Source organism: Pseudomonas sp. Marseille-Q8238, from assembly GCF_965111915.1.
Genome location: NZ_CBCOPI010000001.1, coordinates 1,746,260 through 1,767,990, shown reverse-complemented (window position 1 = coordinate 1,767,990; position 21,731 = coordinate 1,746,260). Strand labels below are relative to the sequence as shown.

Sequence of the window (21,731 nt, the reverse complement as noted above, 5' to 3'; positions counted from 1 at the left end):
GGCCTAGACCATCACCATCGTGATCAGCACCGTACTCAACAGCAGCAGATAAACCTGCGCGTGAAGGCGGTCGGGGATGCGTCCTATCCACGGCGCTGCCAGGCGGATGCCCAGCCACGAGCCGAGGGCCAGAACCAGAAAAGCCCACAGGTCGACATAGCCGGCATACCCTGCCCCCAACGGGGTTGCATGCCAGGAGAGCAGCACATAGGTAGCCGTCCCGGCGAGCGCCATGGGCAGCGACAGGGGATTGGCCATCGCCGTGGCCGCGCTCATGCTCGCCCCTCTTCTACGCATCAACGGCACTGTCATCACGCTACCACCTACCCCCAGCAACGCCGCGACAGCACCAATACCCACACCCACTGCGGCAGTCGTCCAGCGTCCCATCGGGCGAATCGGTGCGTTTGCCTCCCCCATGAAGCCAGGGCGCAGCACCGCATCGAGAATCGTGATAGCGAGATAAACGACAAACGCCCAGCGCATCCAGTCACCGCTCAAGGAAATTGCAGCGGCAGCCCCCAGCATGGCGCCCAGGGCAACGTAGATCAGTAGCGGGCGGACCTCCTGCCATATCTCCGTACCGGCACGCTGGTGACGCAACGTGGCCAGCGACGCGCCGAAGATCATCACGCAGGTCGAGGTGGCGACGGCGACATGCATGGCATTCTGGCCAACCACAGTGTCCGCACCATGGGCGGCCATCAGCATCACGTAAAGCAGTGGAACGACGACGAAGCCGCCACCAAAGCCAAACAACACGGTGGTAACCCCTGCCAGGCAGCCAAACAACAGCAAGAGAAGGTACATATCAGTTCATCTATCGAGAGCAAGAGCGCCTACGCTAGTTCGTGCCCAACTGGCTCGCCCTCGACAAATGGACAACAATCATCTTTTTCCGGCCAAGGCCGCTTGCCATGCTCAACGTCCCACTGAACACCGTCGACCACACGGACCGAGCCGTCCTGGCCATCGGCACGGATTACCCGCCAGGCACGCTACTCGACACGCACCAGCATCGCCGCGCGCAATTTCTCTATGGCATGACCGGCCTGATGGAGGTGGAAACCGACGACGGCGCCTGGGTCGTACCGCCTTACAGCGGGGTATGGATTCCGCCGGGCAAACCCCATCGCGTCCATATGCAGGGCGTCAGCACTCGCAGCCTGTATATCGAACCGACTGCGGTGCCACGCGACAGCTGCTATTGCGAAGTCCTGAGCGTCACGCCACTGCTCCACCAGTTGCTGCTGGCCTCGGCCACCGTACCGGCGCACTACGATCTGGATGGGCGTGACGGTGCGCTCGTGCACCTGCTGCTGCACGAACTTCAGCTCGCCCAGCCCCTGCAACTCTTTGCACCGCTCCCACAGGACGAATGGCTGGCCGCACTGTGCAAGGAATTCCTGCGCCAACCCAGCATTCGCACAACGCCACACGCCTGGGCGCAGCGTCTGAATAAAAGCCCGCGCACTTTTAGCCGCCTGTTCCGCCAACAGACCGGCCTTTCCTTTGGCGCCTGGCGCCAGCAGGCGTGTCTGCTGGCCGCGCTTTCCAGATTGTCGGCAGGCGACTCCGTCACGCAGGTAGCACTGGACCTGGGCTATGACAGCCCCAGTGCGTTCTCCAACATGTTTCGCAAAGTCGTGGGGCAGTCACCCTCGGGCTTTGCCCGCACCGCACATGCGCCTCACTGAACGCCAGCCAGCGTGTAGCAGGATGCCGTACCATTGTCCGTTCGGAAAACCGGGGTTCGAAATGGGACGTGATGCAGGTAAACGAGTCGTTGTCATTGGTGCAGGCATTGTGGGTGCATCCCTGGCGTACCACCTGGCCCGCAAAGGCGCGGAGGTCATCGTGGTCGAGGCAGGAGCAATCGCCTCCGGCGTGACCGCGACCCCCTTCGCCTGGATCAATACCGCGCACAGCGGCCCTGACCCCATTCCACACCTGCGCAGTTTGGCCATCGACGCGTACCACCGCCTGGAAACAGAGCTGCCTGATCTGCAGATATGCTGGACCGGAGCCCTGTCCTACAGCACGAGCGTGAGCGCAACACAGCAGGTATCAGGCAGCCAGCCCCCGGGCACCCTGATGTCTCGCGACCAGATTCGCAGCCTTGAGCCAAACCTCAAGAATCCGCCTCAGCATGCCGTGTATAAAGCCGAAGAAGGTGCCCTGGACGCGGTGCAAGCGACACATACCTTGATCGCCGGGGCGCAAGCTCACGGGGCGAAGGTTCTCACCCAGACCCGCATGCTCGGTTTTACAGCACAGGACGACCAGGTAATAGGAGTCGAAACAACAGCAGGCAGCATTGATGCCGACGTTGTCGTACTGGCCGCCGGGACGGGGACCTCCACGCTGACAGAGATGCTCGGCGTGTCTCTGCCCATAGAGGCCTCACCCTCAATCTTCATCCGTTACAGATCGCCGCCCGGCCTCGTTAACACCATCATTTCCAGCCCCGCAATGGAAGTGAGGCAAAACGCCGAGAGCCGATTAATCGCGGCGGAGGATTACCTGGACAACACGCCGGAAAACCAAGCAGACGCCATAGCAATCCGAGCCGCCAAGGCCATCCAGAAGGAACTACACGGGGTGACCTTCATCGAGCCGGAACTGGCATGTGTCGGGCTCAGACCAATGCCTGCCGATGGCATTCCCATCGTCGGCCCTCTCCCCAACATCCGTGGTGTATACATCTGTGCGATGCATCCTGGCGTTATTCTGGCAGCAATCGTGGGTCGCCTTGCCAGTGAGGAGATACTGGGCGACCAGCCAGCGGCGGCCCTGAGCTCATGCCGTCCTCAGCGTTTTATCCAGGATTAGGTAACACAGCCCCACAGATTTGCGGCAGCCATATCTTCACCAACTGAGCCATCCCCAGTCTGCTGACCCAAGAGTGTCCGCTGTTATCAGAGCCCCTGCTCTTCAGCCCTCAGTGTCAGCACCTCAACCCCATCCCGCGTTACCGCAACGGTATGCTCGAACTGCGCGGAAAGCCTTCCATCACAGGTCACGACACTCCAGCCATCCGCCAAGGTTTCGACGCCGGCCTTTCCCTGGTTGAGCATTGGCTCGATGGTAAACACCATGCCTTCCTCAAGCACCAACCCTCTCCCCGGCTTGCCGAAATGGAGAACTTGCGGCGCTTCGTGCATTTTTCTACCAATGCCATGCCCGCAGTATTCCCTTACGACCGCATAGCCGTTCTGCTTGGCGTGGCGTTCGATTGCATGACCGATATCGCCCAGGGTGGCACCCGGTTTCACAGTGCGGATGCCTTGCCACATGGCCTCGTAGGTCACCTGAACCAGGCGCTTGGCTGCCGGCTCGACATCACCAATCAGGTAAGTCTTGCTCGAATCGGCAATGAAGCCGTTTTTCTCGAGGGTAATGTCGAAATTGACGATGTCGCCATCGTGAAGCGTCTCGGTGGCAGAAGGCACGCCATGACACACGACCTGGTTCCGTGAGGAATTGAGTACGTAGGCAAACCCGTACTGACCCTTGCTCGCAGGTCGGGCCTGCAACTCCTGAGTAATGAACCGCTCCACGAGGTCATTCACCTGCAAGGTCGACATTCCCATCAGAGACAATGAATCCACATAGGCGAACACGCGGGCGAGCAGCTTGCCGGACGCCGCCATAAGGGCCAGTTCCTCCGGCCGCTTGATCAACTCACCACCTCATGGCTGGCAGCTCTCACACCGGCAACCTGCAGCTCGCGGGTGACAATTTCATTGAAACTCATGGTGGGGTTGAGCTCGCACAGCATGCCGATCTTCATCCAGAAAGAAGCTTGCGCATTGATGGAGCGACATGAAACGGAACTGGCACGACGGACCTGATCGTGCAGCTCATCGTCGAGGTTGATAATGCCCACGGCTAATCCTAAAAAATATAAAACATTACAAATAATATACGAATCATATCGTCAGTATCTGAATGGCTCAACAGCGGCACAGCCTGAACAGCCCGCCCCCTGCTCTTTTCCGCAAGAATGAAAAAGGGCGCCCTAGGCGCCCTTTTCTACCGCAGCGAGACTCAGCCCTGCAGCACAGGTTGCTGGCCATTGATCGGGATGCGCTTGGCTTTGGCCTCTTCAGGCACGATGCGCACCAGCTCGATGCTGAGCAGACCGTTGGCCAGATTGGCATCCTTGACCTCGATGTGATCCGCCAGGCGGAACGACAGCTTGAAGCCGCGCTGGGCGATGCCCTGATGCAGGTAGGTCACGGTCTCGGCACTGCGCTCACGCTTGCCACCACTCACGGTGAGCACACCACGCTCGACCTGCAGCTCGAGGTCCTGATCCTGGAAGCCGGCAGCTGCAACGACGATACGGTACTGGTCGTCGCCGTATTTCTCGACGTTGTAGGGCGGGTAGGAACTGCCGGTCTCGTTGCGCAACGCCGACTCGAACAGATCATTGAAGCGGTCAAAACCCACGGAATGACGGAACAGCGGGGCCAGGGAAAGTACGTTACTCATGGAAAATCTCCTGAATTGATCAGCAAGTTTCAAAGGCGGGACCCGACTTCGGCATCCCGTATTCCCTAGATAGGGACACCCTGAAAAATTTCAAGCGCTGCTGCTCTTCTGGAAAAATCCATGCGGTCGATTACGGCGCACACACCCAGTCAGGCCGGTACCACCCCATCCACCTGGCGGGCTGGCTCAGCCCGCAGCATGGCGTCGATCTGCTCGCAGTCATTCTCACGGCGCATGGCATTGAACAGCTGGGTGGCCTGCGGATAACTGCGCGTGAGCATGGCCAGCCATTGCTTGAGACGTCCCGGCGCATAACGTGGCGCGATCTTGCCGCGCGCCTGCTGCCAGAAGTCCCGCAACAAGGGCAGAAACTCCTCCCAGGTCATGGCTACGACCGGCTGGCCAGCGCGTGCGGCGGCGATCTGCCGCGCCAGGTCCGGACGCGCAACCAGCCCACGGCCGAGCATGACGTCGTCCACGCCGCTGATTTCGCGACAGCGCCGCCAATCCTCCAGACTCCAAACCTCGCCGTTGGCATACACCGGCACTGCCACGACCTCCTGGACGCGCGCCACCCATTCCCAATGGGCGGGCGGCTTGTAACCGTCGACCTTGGTCCGTGCGTGCACGACGAGTTGCCCAGCACCGCCATCGGCCAGCGCTCGTGCACAATCGAGCGCGCCATCCGGCGAGTCGAAGCCCAGGCGCATTTTCGCCGTTACTGGAATCGAGCGCGGCACTGCACGTCGCACCTCGCAGAGAATGGCGTGCAACAGCTCAGGCTCCTTGAGCAGCACAGCACCGCCGCGGGACTTGTTCACCGTTTTCGCCGGGCAGCCGAAGTTGAGGTCGATCACCGGCGCCCCCAGTTCACAGGCATAAGCGGCATTTTCCGCCAGGCAGACCGGATCGGACCCGAGCAACTGCAGACGCACCGGCGTGCCGCTGCGAGTCTGCGAAGCACTCGCCAGCTCAGGCGCCAGCTTGCGGTAATGCGCAGCCGGTAGCAGCCGATCGCTGACACGGATGAACTCGGTCACGCACCAATCGACGCCACCGACACGGGTCAGCACATCACGCAGGATCTCATCGACGAGCCCCTCCATGGGCGCCAGGGCGATTTGCATACGATCATCCGAAAAAAGGGCGCGTAGTGTAGCCGATAGCGATCCTGAATCGCCCCGCCCGCAGGTCAGGCGGTTTTTAGGCAGAACCTAACCTTCTCCGCTGCGCTCACATCCACAGGACATTCATAACGAAGCCAGGAGGACACCCATGCCACGTTACCTGCTGATCGCCTGCTGGCTGGCCAGCGCCCTGGCAATGGCCAGCGAGTCGGTGCTGGATGCACCGCTCACACCTTCCGCCCCCGTTGCCGACGCGTTGGGGCGCCTGGTGATCAGCCGCGACAACAGCTCACCCAATGCCTGCGATGTCGAACTCTATGTCAATCAGAACTCGGTGGCTCAGATCGCCCCTGGCCAGTCGCTGGGCCTGGATGCGCCCAGCGGCGAACTGACCCTGAGTGCAGCCCTGTCACAATCCGGCTATTGCGCTGGCGCAGGGCCTAGCGCCCCACAATCGGTCCTGCTGGAGCCTGGGCAGACACGCCATTTCGACATCCGCGTCGAGGGCGACGCGGTGTTTCTCGCACCGGTGATGGAGTAAGCGAATTCCAGCCATCCCGGGACGTGACGGTGATCAGACCTGCGGAGCGAGCAACGCCTGACCATATCCCTCGACGAATTCCACCGGCATGCGCTTCGGCTTGCCACTGGACAGTTCGATACACACGAAAGTGGTCTGCGCGCGCAGCAAGGTGCAGGCATCCTCGGGTCGTTTCAGCTGAAAATGGCGCTTCATCTTCAGGCGATTATCGGACTCGACGATCCAGGTCGCGACCTGCAGCTCTTGCCCTTCATAAGCGCTGGCGAGGTAGTCGATTTCATGACGCAATACGGCCATCGCCCGATCCAGGCGCCGGTACTCGCTCAGGTCCAGCCCCAGGCTCTGCGAATGGCGCCACGCGCAACGCTCCAGCCAGCTGACATAAACCGCGTTATTGGCATGGCCAAGACCATCGATGTCCTCGCTGCCCACACGCAAGTCGATGACAAAAGGAGTTGGCAGATCCCAGCTCATTCACGTACCTCCAGATCCTTGCCCAGCGCACACGCCTCGGCAGCCAGTTGGGTGATCTGATCCCAGGCGCGCGCCCGAATCAGGTTGTCGGGAGCAATCCAGGTGCCACCCACACACGCCACGTTGGGCAGGCGCAGGAAGCTCGGCAGGTTATCCGGCGTGACCCCACCCGTGGGGCAGAAGCGTATGCCGGTGAACGGTCCCTTGAAGCTTTTCAGCATTTTCACGCTGGTGGTGCCATTTGCAGGAAATAGCTTCAGCGAGCGATAGCCATACTCCAGTGCCAACAGCACTTCGGAAGGGGTCATCACCCCCGGCAAATACGGCAGGCCACAATCCTCGGCAGCAGCGGCCAGGCGCGCGGTGCAACCCGGGCTTACGGTGAATTGCGCCCCAGCATCGCGCGCCTCTAGAAACTGCTCGGTATGGATCAACGTTCCCGCGCCGACCAGCAACTCCGGGAGCGCCTTGCGGATCGCCGCCAGCGCATCGAGAGCACGCGGCGTGCGCAAGGTAACTTCCAGCACATGGATACCACCGGCATGCAGCGCATGAGCGAGATCGACAGCCAGCTCGGCATTATCGACCACCAGCACCGGCAATACCGGACGCGCCTGCTGCAGCACCTTGTCCATCGTCAGACTCATGCCCTTCCCCTCCAATGTTCCTCAGCCGACAGTAATCGACGAGCCTTGCAGGGACGCCCATTACGCGCAACAAGGCACGCTCCATCATCGATGGCAGCGGCCAGTGTAACGGCAGAAGGTCATGGATAGGGTTATGGACGCGCATGCCCCTGCTGAATGGCAACGGGGAGTGGAAGCGCAGAAAAACAAAAGGGTCATTCCATAACGGAATGACCCTTCAAAAGCCCGCAGAGCGGGTAAAAATGGCGTCCCCTAGGGGACTCGAACCCCTGTTACCGCCGTGAAAGGGCGGTGTCCTAGGCCACTAGACGAAGGGGACAAAACCTTCGAAGAACAAAGCCAGCACACGGCTGGCCTTGTCAGTGATTGGTGGAGCTAGACGGGATCGAACCGTCGACCTCTTGCATGCCATGCAAGCGCTCTCCCAGCTGAGCTATAGCCCCGGATTTATCGTCTCTCGACCCGCAACGCTTACGCGTTGCTGCTGGAATAATGGCGTCCCCTAGGGGACTCGAACCCCTGTTACCGCCGTGAAAGGGCGGTGTCCTAGGCCACTAGACGAAGGGGACGCAAACCCTTCTACAACATCAATCGATCCGAAGATCAACCGTGGCAATTTGGTGGAGCTAGACGGGATCGAACCGTCGACCTCTTGCATGCCATGCAAGCGCTCTCCCAGCTGAGCTATAGCCCCGTCTCAAGGACGGGGCGCATATTAGGGTCAGGGCATAGGACTGTCAACAGAATTTTTCCGTCCTCGCAGAATCTTTTCTCCGCAAGAACAATCACTTACCCCGACTTGATCAGCGAAAGCTCTCCAGCAGCTTCTTCCACTCCTTGGTTTCGCCATTGCTGGCACCACCCAACAGCTCGATAGCCTGGCGCAGACGGAAACGCGACAGATCGGCCCCGAGGATTTCCATGGCATCCAGCACCGACACCGAACTGGCCTTGCCGGTAATGGCCGGGAACATCAGCGGCATCAGGTCGCGCAGCTTCAGACCCAACCCTTCGCAAACGAACTGAATGGCTGCAGTAATGCGCTCCTTGTCCCATTGGCGCAGGGCTTCCAGCTCCCACAGCACCAACTGCATGGCCTGGCGTACCTGGTCCGGCGACAGCTTCTTGTGCACGAACAGAGAGGCATCCGGCTGCACACCACCGCTAAGGAAGAAGCCGGCCAATGGCGCAATCTCGCTGAACGTCTCGACGCGGCCTTGTACGTGCGGGGCGATCTGCATCAGGTACTGTGGATTCAGCGCCCACTGCTGCACGCGCTGGGCGAACGCTTCCACCGGCAGCTCACGCAGCCATTGCCCATTGAGCCAGGCCAGCTTCTCGACATCGAAGATCGGCCCACCCAGGGATACACGCGACAAATCGAAGTGCTCGATCATCTCTGCCAGGGAGAACTTCTCGCGCTCGTCCGGCATCGACCAACCCATGCGCCCCAGGTAATTGAGCAGCGCCTCGGGCATGTAGCCCATGCGCTCGTAGAAGGTGATGCAGGTCGGATTCTTGCGCTTGGACAGCTTGCTCTTGTCCGGGTTACGCAACAGAGGCATGTAGCAGAGCTTGGGTTGTTCCCAGCCGAAGTATTCGTACAGCTTGATCAGCTTCGGCGCCGAAGGCAGCCACTCCTCGCCCCGCAGGACGTGGGTGATCTCCATCAGGTGATCATCCACCACGTTGGCCAGGAAGTACGTCGGCAGGCCATCGGCCTTCATCAGCACCTGCATATCCATGCGATCCCACGGAATCTCGACATCGCCACGCAGCATGTCCGGCACCACGCAAACGCCTTCGGTCGGCATCTTCATGCGCACGACATGCGACTCGCCAGAAGCAATGCGCTGCTGCGCCTCGGCCGGCGGCAGATTGATGCAGTGGCCGTCGTAACGGGGGGTTTCCTTGTTCGCCATCTGCTCGGCGCGCACCTTGTCCAGGCGCTCGGCGGAGCAAAAGCACGGGAACGCATGGCCTTTGCTGACCAGTTCGTCCGAATACTTCTTGTAGATATCGCCCCGCTCGCTCTGCCGATATGGGCCATGCGGGCCGCCGACATCCGGGCCTTCGTTCCACTCGATGCCCAGCCAGCGCAGCGCGTCGAAAATCTGCTGCTCAGACTCCCGACTCGAACGCAACTGATCCGTGTCCTCGATACGCAGGATGAACTCGCCACCGTGCTGGCGCGCGAAGCACAGGTTGAACAAGGCGATATAGGCGGTACCGACGTGCGGATCGCCAGTGGGCGACGGCGCAATACGGGTGCGGACTTTGGTCATGGCGATTCTCGAAACCAGGAGGTGGATCAGAAAGGATGGATCAGGGGCGCGATGTTAACAGGCTGGCCACCGACGGCTCCAGCAGCCCGGGACGCGGCAGGCTGGCCATGAGGAAGTCGAGGAACGCCTTGACCTTCATCGCCTGGAAACGCCGGGACGGATACACCGCATACAACTCCCCGACCGGCAGATGCGCTTCGGGGAACAAGGTGACCAGGCGCCCGCTGCGCACCGCCTCCCCGGTAATGAGCAGCGGTAGCCCGGCAATGCCGGCGCCAGCCAGCGTCGCTTCCCGGGCCATGGTGATGTTGTTGCATGACAACACCCGCTGACAGGGCACCTGCTCGCCCAGCAATGGCCAGTAGCGCGACGAGTCCTGTGGCATGAGGATGGCGCGGTGCCCGGCCAGCTCGGCAATGGTTCGTGGCCGGCCTTGCACTGCCAGGTAGTCGGGACTGGCGAACAGCCCTCGACTGTTCTCGAACAACTTGCGAGCAATCAGTGTGGAGTCATGAGGCTGGCCGAGCTGGATGGCGATATCGATACCCTCCTCCACCGGATCGACATCCCGTGAGGTCAACTCCACCTCGGCGCTGATCTGCGGGTACTGGCGCATGAAGCGCCCCAGCACCGCGCCCAGGAACAACTGGCCAAACTCGATAGGGGCAGTAATCCGCAACAATCCCGAGGGCTCCTGCTGCAGTTGCATCACCGCCTGCTCGGCTTCGGCGAAGTCGAGCATGATCTGCCGGCAACGCTCGTAATAAGCCTGGCCAACCTCGGTGAGTCGCAACTTGCGTGTAGTGCGATTCAACAAACGCACACCCAGCCGCTCCTCAAGCAATGCAATGCGCCGACTGACCGTGGACTTCTGCATGCTCAGGCTCTGCGCCGCCTGGGTAAAGCTGTGGAACTCCACCACACGCGTGAAGATCAAGGCGTCATCGAGCCCCATTACTGTTCCCTATGCGCAACAAAGTTTGTGAATTCTAGCGGCTATATACATGACGGCAACACTGTTAAATTTACTTACATTAATGCACCTCGTCCGAGCCATTATTCATGCCCGCCAAATTGCAGCGCCGTCTGTCCGTTTTTGTTGCCATCGTTGCCCTGATCGTCATCGCCCTCTTCGCCCACTGGCTACTCATTGGTCGCTTCTTTGAGAGCACCGACAACGCGTATGTGCAAGGTGAGATCACCCGCGTATCCAGCCAGCTCAGCGCCCGTATCGATCAGGTCCTGGTAAACGACAACCAGCATGTGGAAAAAGGCCAGTTGCTGGTCAGCCTGGAGTCCGCCGATTTCCAACTGGCCCTCGACCGCGCCCGCGCCACGCTCGCCACCCGCGAAGCCGAACTGACCCAGGCCCAGAGCCGGCTTGACCAACAGGCAAGCCTGATTGCCGCCAGCCGTGCCGATGTGGGCGCCGGCCAGGCCAACCTGAATCGCACGCAGATCGACCTCTCCCGCGCCCAGGCCCTGCGCAAGCCGGGTTATGTGTCCGAGGAGCGCGTCACTACCCTGTCCGCCGACAGCCGTGTCGCCCACGCGCAACTGGCCAAGGCTGAAGCAGACCTGGCCGCGCAGAATCAGCAGGTCAATGCCCTGAATGCCGATATCAAGCGCCTGCAGGCTCAGATCAGCAATGCACGCGCCGACATTTCCCAGGCCGAACTGAATCTCGAACGCACCCAGATCCACGCCCCGCTCAGCGGCATCGTCGGCCAACGCTCGGCACGCAACGGGCAGATCATCCAGGCGGGCGCCTACCTGCTGTCGATCGTGCCGAACGATGACATCTGGGTGCAGGCCAACTTCAAGGAAACCCAGATCGGACGCATGCAGAACGGCCAGCATGCCGAACTGACCTTCGACGCCTATCCGGACACGCCCATCGACGCCACCATCGACAGCTTGTTCGCTGCCTCTGGCGCGCAGTTCAGCCTGCTGCCACCGGACAACGCCACGGGCAACTTCACCAAGGTGGTGCAACGTATTCCGGTGAAATTGACCTTCCCGGCAGACAATCCGCTGCAGGGCAAGATTCGCCCCGGCATGTCGGTCGAGGTGAAGGTCGACATCCGCAATGAGCGGTGATCAGCTAATTCGCCCTACCGGCGAACCCAGCCGGCGCGACTGGATCGCGGTAATGAGCGCCATGCTCGGCGCCTTCATGGCGGTGCTGGACATCCAGATCACCAACTCATCGCTCAAGGACATCCAGGGGGCGCTGTCGGCCACCCTGGAGGAAGGCTCGTGGATTTCCACGTCCTACCTGGTGGCGGAAATCATCATGATTCCGCTGACCGCCTGGCTGGTGCAACTGCTCTCGGCGCGCCGCCTGGCGGTATGGGTATCCCTGGGCTTTCTCGCCTCCTCGCTGCTCTGCTCGTTCGCCTGGAACCTGGAGAGCATGATCGTGTTTCGCGCCCTGCAGGGCTTCACCGGCGGCGCGCTGATCCCCCTGGCGTTCACCCTGACCCTGATCAAACTGCCGGAACATCACCGCGCCAAGGGCATGGCCCTGTTCGCCATCACGGCGACCTTCGCGCCCTCTATCGGACCCACGCTGGGCGGCTGGCTCACCGAGAACTGGGGTTGGGAGTACATTTTCTACATCAACGTGCCGCCGGGTCTGCTGATGATCGCCGGGCTGATGTACGGCCTGGAAAAGAAGATGCCCAATTGGGACCTGCTGAAAAGCACCGACTACGCCGGCATCGTCACGCTGGGGATGGGCCTGGGCTGCCTGCAGGTGTTCCTTGAGGAAGGGCATCGCAAGGACTGGCTGGAGTCCAACCTGATCGTCGGCCTCGGCAGCATCGCGCTGATCAGCCTGTGCCTGTTCGTCATCCTGCAGTTCTCGCGCGACAACCCGCTGATCAACCTGCGCATTCTCAGGGAGCGCAACTTCGGCCTGACCAGCATCGCCAGCCTGGGCATGGGTCTGGGGCTGTACGGTTCGATCTACCTGCTACCGCTTTATCTGGCGCAGATCCAGAACTACAACGCGCTGCAGATCGGCGAAGTGATCATGTGGATGGGCCTGCCACAGTTGTTCATCATTCCGCTGGTGCCGCTGCTGATGAAGGTGATCCCACCCAAACTGCTGTGCGCGCTCGGCTTCGGCCTGTTCGGCTTTTCCAGCTTCGCCTCAGGGGTGCTCAACCCGGACTTCGCCGGCGAACAGTTCAACCATATCCAGATCATCCGCGCGCTCGGCCAGCCGATGATCATGGTCACCGTGTCGCTCATCGCGACGGCGTATATCCGCGCCGAAGACGCCGGCTCAGCCTCCAGCCTGTTCAACATCCTGCGCAACCTCGGCGGCGCCATCGGCATCGCCCTGCTCGCCACCTTGCTCGACAGCCGCACCAAGGTTTATTTCGACTACCTTCGCGAATCGCTGGTGCCAAGCAATCCACAGGTCGCCGAGCGCCTGAATCTGCTTGCCGAGAAACTTGGCAGCGAACAGGCCGCACTGGGCAAGCTGAGCGAAATCGCCCATCAACAGGCCAGCATCATGGCCTACAATGATGCCTTCCATTTCGTTGGACTGGCGCTGGGCATCAGCATGATCGCCGTGCTCCTGACCCGGGCACTGCCACCTGGCACCACAGGTGGTGCGGCCCACTAAAGGCTGTTGTCGCTTGAAAGCGCCTCATGCGCTCCTGTACGCCAGAGCGCTGTATCGACCGTCACACTCCACATGCAATCGCATGTGATTTCTCGCCTAAGGTTTGCAATGCCCGCCTCCGCCCTGCGCACTCACACCCTCTTGCTGATCGGGGCCTTCCTGGTCATTTACATCGGCTGGGGCACCACTTATCTGGCCAACCATTTTCTGCTCCGGGAACTGCCGCCATTCGTCATCGGCACCCTGCGCTTTCTGTTGGCCAGCGTCCTGGCCCTGGGCTGGGCGCTCTTGCGTGGCCAGGTCGGCATGCAATCGGGAAACTGGGGCAGCGCATTGATCGGCGGCGTATTGTTGATCGCCATCGGGCAAGGGGCACTGATCTACGCCAACCAGCACCTGCCCACCGGCATGCTGGCCATGCTCTACACCAGCCTCCCCCTGTGGAGCGTGGCCCTGGAGTGGCTGCTTGGCGAACGCCCGCCACTCTGGGTATTGGTAGGCCTGACAGTCGCAAGCGCAGGCATCATGCTGCTGATGGGCAATGCCCTGGGAGGCAGCGCAGGCCCCATGCAATGGCTTTCGGGCGCCCTCGTGTTGCTTGCCACCCTGCTCTGGGCCGTTGGCGCCCACTGGCTACGCAAACGCCCACCCTTTACCTCCAGTTGGCTGGGGCTGGGCCTGCAGATGCTAATCGGTGCTGCCATTCTCGCCACGCTGGGCGTGATCGAGGGCGACTGGCAGGGGCTGGAACTGAGCAGCCTCTCCAGCCAGAGCTGGCTATGGCTGGCCTACCTGGTCTTGCCCGTGAGCCTGGGGGTCTACCCGGCGTACTTCTGGCTGCTGCGCGAGGTGCGGCCGAGCCTGGTATCCACCTTCGCCTTCGTCAACCCGGTGGTCGCCCTCCTGCTCGGCTATCTCATCCTCGATGAATACCTCAGCCTCAGCGCAGGCATCGCCTGCCTGGCAACGCTCGGCGGCGTGTCGCTGATCATCTTCGGCCGACGCTGACGGCGCAGGAGAGGCCGTCAACATCACACTACAGCGTCAGACCTGCAGCAAGCGGTCGCGCAATTTCTGAATCTCGTCGCGCATCTGCGCCGCGGCCTCGAACTCCAGGTCGCGGGCCAGTTGGTACATCTTCTCTTCCAACTGGCGAATACGCTTGGTGATTTCGCTCGGCGAACGCAGCTCGGCTTCGTACCGCGCATTTTCTTCGGCCGCCTTTGCCATCCCCTTGCGCTTGTTGCTGCGTGAGCCCGGCACCGTGGCGCCTTCGAGAATATCCTGGACGTCCTTTTTCACCCCTCTGGGCACGATGCCGTTGGCTTCGTTGAAGGCGATCTGCTTGTTACGCCGGCGCTCGGTCTCTCCAATCGCCCGTTCCATCGAGCCGGTCATGTTGTCGGCATAGAGGATGGCCCGGCCGTTGAGGTTACGCGCCGCCCGGCCAATAGTCTGGATCAGCGAGCGCTCGGAACGCAGGAAGCCCTCCTTGTCCGCGTCGAGAATCGCCACCAGCGACACCTCGGGCATATCCAGCCCTTCGCGCAACAGGTTGATGCCCACCAGGACGTCGAATGCACCGATGCGCAGGTCGCGGATGATTTCAACCCGTTCGACCGTATCGATGTCCGAATGCAGGTAACGCACCTTGACCCCGTGATCGGCAAGGTAGTCGGTGAGATCCTCGGACATGCGCTTGGTCAGTGTCGTCACCAGGACCCGCTCTTCGAGTGCGACACGCTTGGTGATCTCGGACAGCAGGTCATCGACCTGGGTCCGCGCAGGGCGCACCTCGATCTGCGGGTCGACCAGCCCGGTCGGGCGCACCACTTGCTCGACGACCCGCCCGGCATGCTCGGCCTCATAGGGCCCCGGGGTCGCGGAAACAAAGATGGCCTGCGGGCTGATCGCCTCCCACTCGTCGAAGCGCAGCGGGCGGTTATCCAGCGCTGACGGCAGGCGAAAGCCATATTCCACCAGGGTTTCCTTGCGTGAACGGTCGCCCTTGAACATGGCACCGACCTGCGGCACCGAAACATGGGACTCGTCGATCACCAGCAAAGCCTGGTCTGGCAGGTAGTCGTATAGGGTCGGTGGCGGCTCACCAGGCCCACGCCCAGACAAGTAGCGCGAGTAGTTTTCAATGCCGTTGCAGTAGCCCAGCTCGAGGATCATCTCCAGATCGAAGCGGGTACGCTGCTCCAGACGCTGGGCCTCGACCAACTTGTTGTTGGCGCGCAGATAATCCAGCCGCTCCTTGAGCTCGACCTTGATCGCCTCCACCGCCTCCAAAAGCGTTTCGCGTGGGGTCACATAGTGGCTCTTGGGATAAAAGGTGAAGCGCGGCAGTTTGCGAATCACTTCCCCGGTCAGTGGATCGAATGCCGACAGGCTCTCTACCTCGTCATCGAACAGCTCGATGCGGATCGCCTCCAGGTCGGATTCCGCCGGGAAGATATCGATCACATCGCCCCGCACCCGAAAGGTGGCCCGCGCGAAATCCATATCGTTACGGGTGTACTGCAGGTCGGCCAGGCGGCGCAGCAGCGCACGCTGGTCCATCTTGTCGCCTCGGTCGACGTGCAAGACCATTTTCAGGTACGACTCGGGACTGCCCAGGCCGTAGATGCAGGAAACAGTGGTGACGATGATCGCGTCCGGACGCTCCAGCAAGGCCTTGGTGGCCGACAGGCGCATCTGCTCGATGTGATCGTTGATCGAGGCATCCTTCTCGATGAAGGTGTCTGAGGACGGCACGTAGGCCTCGGGCTGGTAGTAGTCGTAGTAGGAAACGAAATACTCCACCGCGTTGTTCGGGAAAAAGCTTTTGAACTCGCCATACAGCTGCGCAGCCAGCGTCTTGTTCGGCGCCAGCACCAGAGTCGGGCGCTGCACCTGGGCGATGACGTTGGCAATGCTGAAGGTCTTGCCCGAGCCTGTCACACCCAACAATGTCTGGTGAGACAGCCCAGCCTCCAGCCCCTCTACCATCTGACGAATGGCTTCCGGCTGATCACCGGCAGGTTTGAAGCGGGTGACGAGTTGAAACTGCGACATGGGCAAACCTCGACAGGCTGCATGTGACGCGCCACGGTAACGGGCGTCAAAGCTAGCAATAAAGCGTGCGGACGCTGTCGCCGCACGTAACCTTGGCCGCTATAATACCGGCCCGTTACGCAACGCCCTAACATCTATCCCCGTTAGGGGTTGCCGGTCTTCCACCCTCCTCTCCGAGCTGCCGCATCATGAGTCTGTTCTCTGCCGTCGAAATGGCTCCGCGCGACCCAATCCTGGGCCTCAATGAAGCATTCAACGCCGACCCTCGCACCACCAAGGTCAACCTTGGCGTTGGCGTCTACACCAACGAGGAGGGCCGAATTCCACTCTTGCGCGCGGTTGCGGCTGCAGAGGATGCCCTGGCCGCCGCTCACGCACCCCGTGGTTACCTGCCGATCGAAGGCATTGCCGCCTATGACAAGGCGGTACAAACCCTGCTGCTCGGCAAGGACTCGGCTCCTATCCAGCAAGGCCGCGCCATTACCACCCAGACCCTGGGCGGTACCGGCGCGCTGAAGATCGGGGCAGACTTCCTCAAGCGTCTGCTGCCAGACGCTACCGTCGCCATCAGCGACCCGAGTTGGGAAAACCACCGCGCCCTGTTCGAATCCGCCGGTTTCCCGGTGCGCAACTACCGCTACTACGACGCCTTCAGCAACGGCGTTAACCGTGGCGGCCTGCTGGAAGACCTGAAAAACCTGCCTGCCCGCTCGATCGTGGTGCTGCACGCCTGCTGCCACAACCCGACCGGGGTCGACCTGAACATGGACGACTGGCAAGCGATCCTCGAGATCCTGCGGGAGCGCGAACATGTCCCGTTCCTCGACATCGCCTACCAGGGTTTCGGTGACGGTATTGAAGAAGACGCCGCAGCCGTGCGTTTGTTCGCTCAATCCGGTCTGACGTTCTTCGTTTCCAGCTCGTTCTCCAAATCCTTCTCGCTGTACGGTGAGCGCGTGGGTGCGCTGTCCATCATCACTGGCTCGCAAGAAGAAACCGGACGCGTGCTGTCGCAGGTCAAACGCGTGATCCGCACCAACTACTCCAACCCGCCAACCCACGGTGCGGCTGTTGTCTCCGCGGTGCTGAACAACCCCGAACTGCGCGCCATGTGGGAAGCCGAACTGGCTGAAATGCGTGAGCGTATTCGCGGCATGCGCAGCGCCATGGTCGAGCAACTGTCTGCCCTGGGCGCCAAGCGCGACTTCAGCTTCGTAGGCCAACAACGCGGGATGTTCTCCTACTCCGGCCTGACCACTGAACAGGTGGAACGCCTGAGGAGCGAGTTCGGTATTTATGCCGTAGGCACAGGCCGCATCTGCGTTGCCGCACTCAACCAGCGCAACCTGCCAGTGGTCACCAAAGCCATCGCCGAAGTCCTCTGAAACTGGCACCGGGAAGTCGCCCAGATACTTGACTTCCCCTTTCCAATCAGTAGGATACGCACCGTTGTTCCGCGATAGCTCAGTCGGTAGAGCAAATGACTGTTAATCATTGGGTCCCTGGTTCGAGTCCAGGTCGCGGAGCCAAACATCAAAGCCCCAGGTGAAAGCTTGGGGCTTTTTTATTGCCTGCAGCACAGCTACCCCTAGAGCCACTCCGCGCTGAACTGGAATCAAGTCACAGGATACTCCGTGCACCTTCTGCGCAAACAGAAACTCTAAGGGCAATCACCGTTGAACTGGGGACGACTGCGCCCATGGCCGGCACAAAAAAGCCGGTCAAAGACCGGCTCATATACAGCTCTGGGGGGATGGCGTCAGTTGACGCTCAACTTTCCGCGATTCTTTTCAAGCGTCGCCGCGCCAATACCTTTGACCTCCAACAACTCATCCACTGAGGCGAAAGGGCCATTGGCGGTACGATGATCGACGATTGCTTGCGCCTTGACCTTACCAATACCGATCAGCGTAGCCTCGATCGTACCAGCATCAGCAGTGTTGATATTTACCGATCCAACTGCTGCATTCGAGGCAGACTGAGTGGTTTCAGCAACAGGCTTAACAGCCTTGGTGGGTTCTGCTGCAACGGCGGCAACAGACAACGTGGTGATGCAAGCGAACAGGACAGCGGACAGTTTCATCTTCAGCATTTCACACTCCTTGTAATGGCAAGTGACCAATCCCGGTCACGCTTCTAAATTAGTCGCTAACGCATCGCTGTCAACGTTGAACCTCAAGATTCTGTGCGGCGCTGCACATGAACCCAGTCGACTATTTCACCTTCCGGGCTGTAACCGCTGACGGTTTCACGCAACAACTGACGCACCCTGTCGTAATCATCGCACTCAACGGCTGCGAACAGCTCCTCCAAGACGACCTTCAATGCTTCCCATGACAAGTGCTCCTCATTGGCCCGCATGATCATCGGGTGATCTGTCGGACTTACGTTATCGCCAATCAGCAACTCTTCGTACAGCTTCTCACCAGGTCGCAGCCCGGTGAACTCAATGGAAATATCACCAGCCGGGCTCTTTTCTGAGCGCACGCTGAGACCACTAAGATGAATCATCTTCTCCGCCATTTCAGCGATCTTTACTGGCTGCCCCATATCCAGTACGAAAACATCACCGCCCTCGCCCATCGCACCGGCCTGAATGACCAACTGCGCAGCCTCCGGTATGGTCATGAAATAGCGGGTTATATTTGGGTGGGTGACTGTAACAGGCCCTCCACGCTTGATCTGTTCACGGAACAAGGGGATGACAGAACCTGACGAGCCCAGAACATTGCCAAAACGCACCATGGTGAATCGGGTCTGCCTGAGCTGTGAAATACCCGAGTCATCGCTTAACAACAATGGGGCAGACTCTGCGCTCAAGGCCTGCAAAACCATCTCAGCCAAGCGTTTAGTACTACCCATGACGTTCGTGGGGCGCACAGCCTTGTCAGTGGATATCAATACGAAGTTTCGAACACCTGCCTTCAGCGCTGCCTGGGCAGTCTGCAGCGTACCGAGCACATTATTGAGTACACCTTCGGCAATGTTGTGCTCAACGATAGGAACGTGCTTATAGGCAGCCGCATGGTAGATAGTTTGCACATTCCAAGTCCGCATAACGTCCAATAGGCGGTCAGAATTACGAATGCTGCCCAATATACCCACGAGCTTTACCGATAAAGAATCTCGGCGTATCCATTGCTCCAATTCATTTTGGATGCTGTACAGGTTGTATTCACTGTGCTCGAAAAGGATTAGCGTCCGAGGGCCTGATAGGAGAATTTGTCGGCATAGCTCCGAGCCAATAGAACCTCCCGCACCAGTAACCATAACAGACTGAGCGCGAATACAACGCTCAAACAGTTCGCGCTGAGGCGGCACTGCATCACGCCCGAGAAGGTCAATGATATCGACCTCCTGCAAGTCACTAACATTGACCCGGCCGCTGGCCAGATCCATAAACCCCGGAATTGTTCTTACATGAAATGGATATGCTTCGAGTGCGGAGAGAATTTCCCGACGGCGACTACGCGATGCAGAGGGAATCGCAAGCAGAACCTCTTCTGCACCAGTTTCATCAATTAGCTGCTTGATATGTTTCGATTTATAGACTTTGACGCCAGCGATTATACGCCCAGAAATCCCCTCGTCATCATCGATAAAAGACACTGGGAGCATGCGCTTACCCATTCGCAGTGCCGTAAGTAATTGATTTCCTGCTGCACCCGCGCCATAGATTGCAACACGCGTGAGGGGTCGACGCCCCTGAGCGCGCGTGGGAAATAGCTCACCGCTGAAATACTGACGCATCAATAACCGTAGGCCGCCGATGAACAATAAAGACAGTGCCCAATAGATAAAAATTACCGAACGAGGCATGAGCTCGTCAGGCTGTATGAGATAGATGACCAAGGCTAACAGTAGGGCGGAAAGGCTTATCGCATTGAAAATGGTTACTAGCGCACCACTACCAAAATAGCGTAAGACGGCCCGATATAGGCCAAAGCGAATGAATAGGGGAATAGCAGTGGCTGGAGCGACGATGAATAGCCACAAATACTCTCCTACTGGGTCGATCATGCGCTCCAAACCGAGGCGCACGAAAAAGGCCAACCAAAGCGCAGCCCAGAGTAGCAGGATGTCAGCACATACTTGCAGAGAGCGTTTGCTCTGACGTGACATACGCAGAAGATACTGACGAATCCTGTCATTTTCCAATCCCATCAAACCGATACTCCGAGCAAAAGCGATAGCAACCGGCAAGTCTTGCCGTTAGCTAGCTATTATCTTGTCGCCGCAGCCATAACACTGGACAGCACTTCGCAGGTCTTTTCTAGTTCTTCCGTCGTCAATGTCGGATGAACCATGAACATAAGGCTGGTTTCTCCTAACTCGCGGGCTACTGGGAAACGCTCATCAGGGGCCCAGCCAGTCGAATCGAACGCAGCTTCCAGGTAGACCTCGGAACACGAACCAGAGAAACAGGGGACGCCATGCGCATTGATCTCTTCGAGAACGCGATCACGAGACCAACTGTGTCCAAGCCGTTCAGGTTCAACAAATACGTAGCATTTGTAAGCAGCATGTACCACCCCCAATGGGACTTTAGGCACACGTAATCCCTTGAGCTTTTCTGCGACGCCCCAAATCCGTTCAGCATTGGCAATACGCTGCTCATGCCATTGCTGCATCCGCTGTAATTGGATACGCCCGATAACAGCCTGAACCTCAATCATCCTCCAGTTGGTGCCAAAGCTCTCATGCAACCAACGAAACCCCGAGGCATGCTCACGCTCGTACACTGCTTCCCAGCTTTTCCCATGGTCCTTGAACGACCACATCTTCGACCACAGTTCTCTGGAGTTGGTGGTAACCATTCCCCCCTCCCCACCCGTAGTCATTATTTTGTCCTGACAAAAGGACCAAGCTCCAACATGGCCAATCGAGCCAACTGGGCGCCCGTTATAATGAGCGCCGTGGGCTTGAGCACAATCCTCTATTACCTTGAGGTCGTACTCAGAGGCTAGCGCCATGATCGGATCCATGTCACACGGCCACCCTGCCAAGTGAACACAAATAACCGCCCGGGTCCGTGGGCTTAAAACAGAGCGGATAGTCTCAGCAGTAATATTCTGCGAATCGCGATCAACCTCAGCGAAGACCGGAATCGCACCCGCATTCACAATGCTTGAAGCAGAGGCGAGAAAAGTACGTGGAGTGACGATAACTTCGTCCCCGTCACCTATTCCCAACGCCCTTAGCGCCAGGTCCAGAGCGACAGTCCCATTGGTGACAGCAACGGCATACTCCGTTCCAGTCCAAGACGCGAACTCCTGCTCGAACCGGCGACACTCCTCGCCGGTCCAGTAGTTCACTTTGTTGGACAGGATAACGTCACGAGCAGCATCAGCCTCTTCTTCAGAAAAGGACGGCCAAGGAGAAAATGGCGTATTCAGCACAAGAGGGATCTCGACAAACGGTGGCAGTAGATCGATCCGAAACCAGCTCCGGATACAACAC

The 21,731-nt window shown here is 59.6% G+C and carries 20 protein-coding genes and 5 tRNA genes; 8 read left to right on the top strand and 17 right to left on the bottom strand.

What is annotated here, in order from left to right:
• Positions 1 to 3: 3 nt before the first annotated feature.
• Complete coding sequence (locus tag ACWPW0_RS08195; protein ID WP_454254996.1) at positions 4 to 810, bottom strand: sulfite exporter TauE/SafE family protein; 807 nt, start codon at positions 808 to 810, stop codon at positions 4 to 6.
• Between the two features lie 107 nt (positions 811 to 917).
• On the opposite strand from ACWPW0_RS08195, the gene ACWPW0_RS08190 reads away from it, so the two are divergent.
• Both ACWPW0_RS08190 and ACWPW0_RS08185 read left to right on the top strand, forming a co-directional pair.
• Positions 918 to 1,697 carry an AraC family transcriptional regulator gene (locus ACWPW0_RS08190; protein ID WP_454254995.1) on the top strand — a complete coding sequence of 260 codons (780 nt, stop codon included), beginning with the start codon at positions 918 to 920 and terminating at the stop codon, positions 1,695 to 1,697.
• A 61-nt stretch (positions 1,698 to 1,758) separates the two neighbouring features.
• A complete protein-coding gene (locus tag ACWPW0_RS08185; RefSeq protein WP_454254994.1) occupies positions 1,759 to 2,832 on the top strand; it encodes an NAD(P)/FAD-dependent oxidoreductase in 1,074 nt (357 codons plus the stop codon).
• An 86-nt stretch (positions 2,833 to 2,918) separates the two neighbouring features.
• On the opposite strand, the gene map is transcribed toward ACWPW0_RS08185, so the two are convergent.
• The 4 genes from map to ACWPW0_RS08165 all read right to left on the bottom strand — a co-directional run bounded on the left by map (position 2,919) and on the right by ACWPW0_RS08165 (position 5,624).
• A complete protein-coding gene (gene map / locus ACWPW0_RS08180) occupies positions 2,919 to 3,683 on the bottom strand; it encodes a type I methionyl aminopeptidase (RefSeq protein ID WP_454254993.1) in 765 nt (254 codons plus the stop codon).
• On the bottom strand, positions 3,680 to 3,889 hold the full coding sequence (locus tag ACWPW0_RS08175) for a ParD-like family protein (RefSeq protein ID WP_447590804.1): 210 nt from the start codon (positions 3,887 to 3,889) through the stop codon (positions 3,680 to 3,682). Before ACWPW0_RS08175 ends, map begins: the two co-directional genes overlap by 4 nt.
• Before the next feature lie 161 nt (positions 3,890 to 4,050).
• Positions 4,051 to 4,497, bottom strand: a complete 447-nt coding sequence (locus ACWPW0_RS08170; RefSeq protein ID WP_447590803.1) for an Hsp20 family protein — start codon at positions 4,495 to 4,497, stop codon at positions 4,051 to 4,053.
• Positions 4,498 to 4,646: 149 nt separating this feature from the next.
• A complete protein-coding gene (locus ACWPW0_RS08165; protein WP_454254992.1) occupies positions 4,647 to 5,624 on the bottom strand; it encodes a tRNA dihydrouridine synthase in 978 nt (325 codons plus the stop codon).
• Between the two features lie 148 nt (positions 5,625 to 5,772).
• Here ACWPW0_RS08165 and ACWPW0_RS08160 point away from each other — a divergent pair, with 148 nt between their 5' ends.
• A complete protein-coding gene (locus ACWPW0_RS08160) occupies positions 5,773 to 6,165 on the top strand; it encodes a hypothetical protein (protein WP_454254991.1) in 393 nt (130 codons plus the stop codon).
• Between the two features lie 33 nt (positions 6,166 to 6,198).
• On the opposite strand, the gene ACWPW0_RS08155 is transcribed toward ACWPW0_RS08160, so the two are convergent.
• From ACWPW0_RS08155 to ACWPW0_RS08120, 8 genes are all read right to left on the bottom strand, one after another.
• Positions 6,199 to 6,639, bottom strand: coding sequence for an acyl-CoA thioesterase (locus ACWPW0_RS08155; RefSeq protein ID WP_447590800.1), 441 nt, complete (start codon positions 6,637 to 6,639; stop codon positions 6,199 to 6,201).
• On the bottom strand, positions 6,636 to 7,286 hold the full coding sequence (locus ACWPW0_RS08150) for a bifunctional 4-hydroxy-2-oxoglutarate aldolase/2-dehydro-3-deoxy-phosphogluconate aldolase (protein ID WP_454254990.1): 651 nt from the start codon (positions 7,284 to 7,286) through the stop codon (positions 6,636 to 6,638). The genes ACWPW0_RS08155 and ACWPW0_RS08150 overlap by 4 nt, the downstream gene beginning before the upstream one ends.
• A 243-nt stretch (positions 7,287 to 7,529) precedes the next feature.
• Positions 7,530 to 7,605: transfer RNA gene (locus tag ACWPW0_RS08145), tRNA-Glu, on the bottom strand.
• Positions 7,606 to 7,653: 48 nt separating this feature from the next.
• Positions 7,654 to 7,729, bottom strand: a tRNA-Ala gene (locus tag ACWPW0_RS08140).
• A gap of 50 nt (positions 7,730 to 7,779) precedes the next feature.
• A tRNA-Glu gene (locus ACWPW0_RS08135) sits at positions 7,780 to 7,855 on the bottom strand.
• Between the two features lie 49 nt (positions 7,856 to 7,904).
• Positions 7,905 to 7,980, bottom strand: a tRNA-Ala gene (locus ACWPW0_RS08130).
• A gap of 109 nt (positions 7,981 to 8,089) precedes the next feature.
• Positions 8,090 to 9,571 carry a glutamate--tRNA ligase gene (gene gltX, locus ACWPW0_RS08125; protein ID WP_454254989.1) on the bottom strand — a complete coding sequence of 494 codons (1,482 nt, stop codon included), beginning with the start codon at positions 9,569 to 9,571 and terminating at the stop codon, positions 8,090 to 8,092.
• 40 nt (positions 9,572 to 9,611) lie between these two features.
• On the bottom strand, positions 9,612 to 10,526 hold the full coding sequence (locus ACWPW0_RS08120) for a LysR family transcriptional regulator (RefSeq protein ID WP_447590797.1): 915 nt from the start codon (positions 10,524 to 10,526) through the stop codon (positions 9,612 to 9,614).
• 107 nt (positions 10,527 to 10,633) lie between these two features.
• Here ACWPW0_RS08120 and ACWPW0_RS08115 point away from each other — a divergent pair, with 107 nt between their 5' ends.
• From ACWPW0_RS08115 to ACWPW0_RS08105, 3 genes are all read left to right on the top strand, one after another.
• A complete protein-coding gene (locus tag ACWPW0_RS08115) occupies positions 10,634 to 11,671 on the top strand; it encodes an HlyD family secretion protein (RefSeq protein ID WP_447590796.1) in 1,038 nt (345 codons plus the stop codon).
• Entirely contained in the window at positions 11,661 to 13,211 is a 1,551-nt protein-coding gene (locus ACWPW0_RS08110; protein WP_454254988.1) for an MDR family MFS transporter, read from the top strand. Before ACWPW0_RS08115 ends, ACWPW0_RS08110 begins: the two co-directional genes overlap by 11 nt.
• Positions 13,212 to 13,319: 108 nt before the next feature.
• Positions 13,320 to 14,219: an EamA family transporter gene (locus tag ACWPW0_RS08105; protein WP_447590794.1), complete on the top strand. Its 900-nt coding sequence runs from the start codon at positions 13,320 to 13,322 to the stop codon at positions 14,217 to 14,219.
• Positions 14,220 to 14,255: 36 nt separating this feature from the next.
• Here ACWPW0_RS08105 and uvrB read toward each other — a convergent pair whose 3' ends face one another.
• Positions 14,256 to 16,271: an excinuclease ABC subunit UvrB gene (gene uvrB / locus ACWPW0_RS08100; protein WP_454254987.1), complete on the bottom strand. Its 2,016-nt coding sequence runs from the start codon at positions 16,269 to 16,271 to the stop codon at positions 14,256 to 14,258.
• Between the two features lie 188 nt (positions 16,272 to 16,459).
• On the opposite strand from uvrB, the gene ACWPW0_RS08095 reads away from it, so the two are divergent.
• Entirely contained in the window at positions 16,460 to 17,656 is a 1,197-nt protein-coding gene (locus ACWPW0_RS08095) for an amino acid aminotransferase (RefSeq protein ID WP_447590792.1), read from the top strand.
• Between the two features lie 68 nt (positions 17,657 to 17,724).
• Positions 17,725 to 17,800, top strand: a tRNA-Asn gene (locus ACWPW0_RS08090).
• 230 nt (positions 17,801 to 18,030) lie between these two features.
• Here ACWPW0_RS08090 and ACWPW0_RS08085 read toward each other — a convergent pair.
• The 3 genes from ACWPW0_RS08085 to ACWPW0_RS08075 form a co-directional block, all read right to left on the bottom strand.
• Entirely contained in the window at positions 18,031 to 18,363 is a 333-nt protein-coding gene (locus tag ACWPW0_RS08085; protein WP_447590790.1) for a ComEA family DNA-binding protein, read from the bottom strand.
• Between the two features lie 83 nt (positions 18,364 to 18,446).
• Entirely contained in the window at positions 18,447 to 20,435 is a 1,989-nt protein-coding gene (locus ACWPW0_RS08080) for a polysaccharide biosynthesis protein (RefSeq protein ID WP_447590788.1), read from the bottom strand.
• 59 nt (positions 20,436 to 20,494) lie between these two features.
• The gene (locus ACWPW0_RS08075) at positions 20,495 to 21,670 is read right to left on the bottom strand and encodes a DegT/DnrJ/EryC1/StrS family aminotransferase (protein ID WP_454254986.1); all 1,176 of its coding nucleotides are present in this window, start codon (positions 21,668 to 21,670) and stop codon (positions 20,495 to 20,497) included.
• Between the last annotated feature and the right edge of the window lie 61 nt (positions 21,671 to 21,731).

Excerpts from the sequence above, each read along its gene's own strand:
- ACWPW0_RS08195 (WP_454254996.1), bottom strand. The coding sequence starts at position 810 with ATGTACCTTCTCTTGCTGTTGTTTGGCTGCCTGGCAGGGGTTACCACC.
- ACWPW0_RS08190 (WP_454254995.1), top strand. The coding sequence starts at position 918 with ATGCTCAACGTCCCACTGAACACCGTCGACCACACGGACCGAGCCGTC.
- ACWPW0_RS08185 (WP_454254994.1), top strand. The coding sequence starts at position 1,759 with ATGGGACGTGATGCAGGTAAACGAGTCGTTGTCATTGGTGCAGGCATT.
- ACWPW0_RS08170 (WP_447590803.1), bottom strand. The coding sequence starts at position 4,497 with ATGAGTAACGTACTTTCCCTGGCCCCGCTGTTCCGTCATTCCGTGGGT.
- ACWPW0_RS08165 (WP_454254992.1), bottom strand. The coding sequence starts at position 5,624 with ATGCAAATCGCCCTGGCGCCCATGGAGGGGCTCGTCGATGAGATCCTG.
- ACWPW0_RS08160 (WP_454254991.1), top strand. The coding sequence starts at position 5,773 with ATGCCACGTTACCTGCTGATCGCCTGCTGGCTGGCCAGCGCCCTGGCA.
- ACWPW0_RS08155 (WP_447590800.1), bottom strand. The coding sequence starts at position 6,639 with ATGAGCTGGGATCTGCCAACTCCTTTTGTCATCGACTTGCGTGTGGGC.
- ACWPW0_RS08150 (WP_454254990.1), bottom strand. The coding sequence starts at position 7,286 with ATGAGTCTGACGATGGACAAGGTGCTGCAGCAGGCGCGTCCGGTATTG.
- gltX (WP_454254989.1), bottom strand. The coding sequence starts at position 9,571 with ATGACCAAAGTCCGCACCCGTATTGCGCCGTCGCCCACTGGCGATCCG.
- ACWPW0_RS08120 (WP_447590797.1), bottom strand. The coding sequence starts at position 10,526 with ATGGGGCTCGATGACGCCTTGATCTTCACGCGTGTGGTGGAGTTCCAC.
- ACWPW0_RS08115 (WP_447590796.1), top strand. The coding sequence starts at position 10,634 with ATGCCCGCCAAATTGCAGCGCCGTCTGTCCGTTTTTGTTGCCATCGTT.
- ACWPW0_RS08110 (WP_454254988.1), top strand. The coding sequence starts at position 11,661 with ATGAGCGGTGATCAGCTAATTCGCCCTACCGGCGAACCCAGCCGGCGC.
- ACWPW0_RS08105 (WP_447590794.1), top strand. The coding sequence starts at position 13,320 with ATGCCCGCCTCCGCCCTGCGCACTCACACCCTCTTGCTGATCGGGGCC.
- uvrB (WP_454254987.1), bottom strand. The coding sequence starts at position 16,271 with ATGTCGCAGTTTCAACTCGTCACCCGCTTCAAACCTGCCGGTGATCAG.
- ACWPW0_RS08095 (WP_447590792.1), top strand. The coding sequence starts at position 16,460 with ATGAGTCTGTTCTCTGCCGTCGAAATGGCTCCGCGCGACCCAATCCTG.
- ACWPW0_RS08085 (WP_447590790.1), bottom strand. The coding sequence starts at position 18,363 with ATGCTGAAGATGAAACTGTCCGCTGTCCTGTTCGCTTGCATCACCACG.
- ACWPW0_RS08080 (WP_447590788.1), bottom strand. The coding sequence starts at position 20,435 with ATGGGATTGGAAAATGACAGGATTCGTCAGTATCTTCTGCGTATGTCA.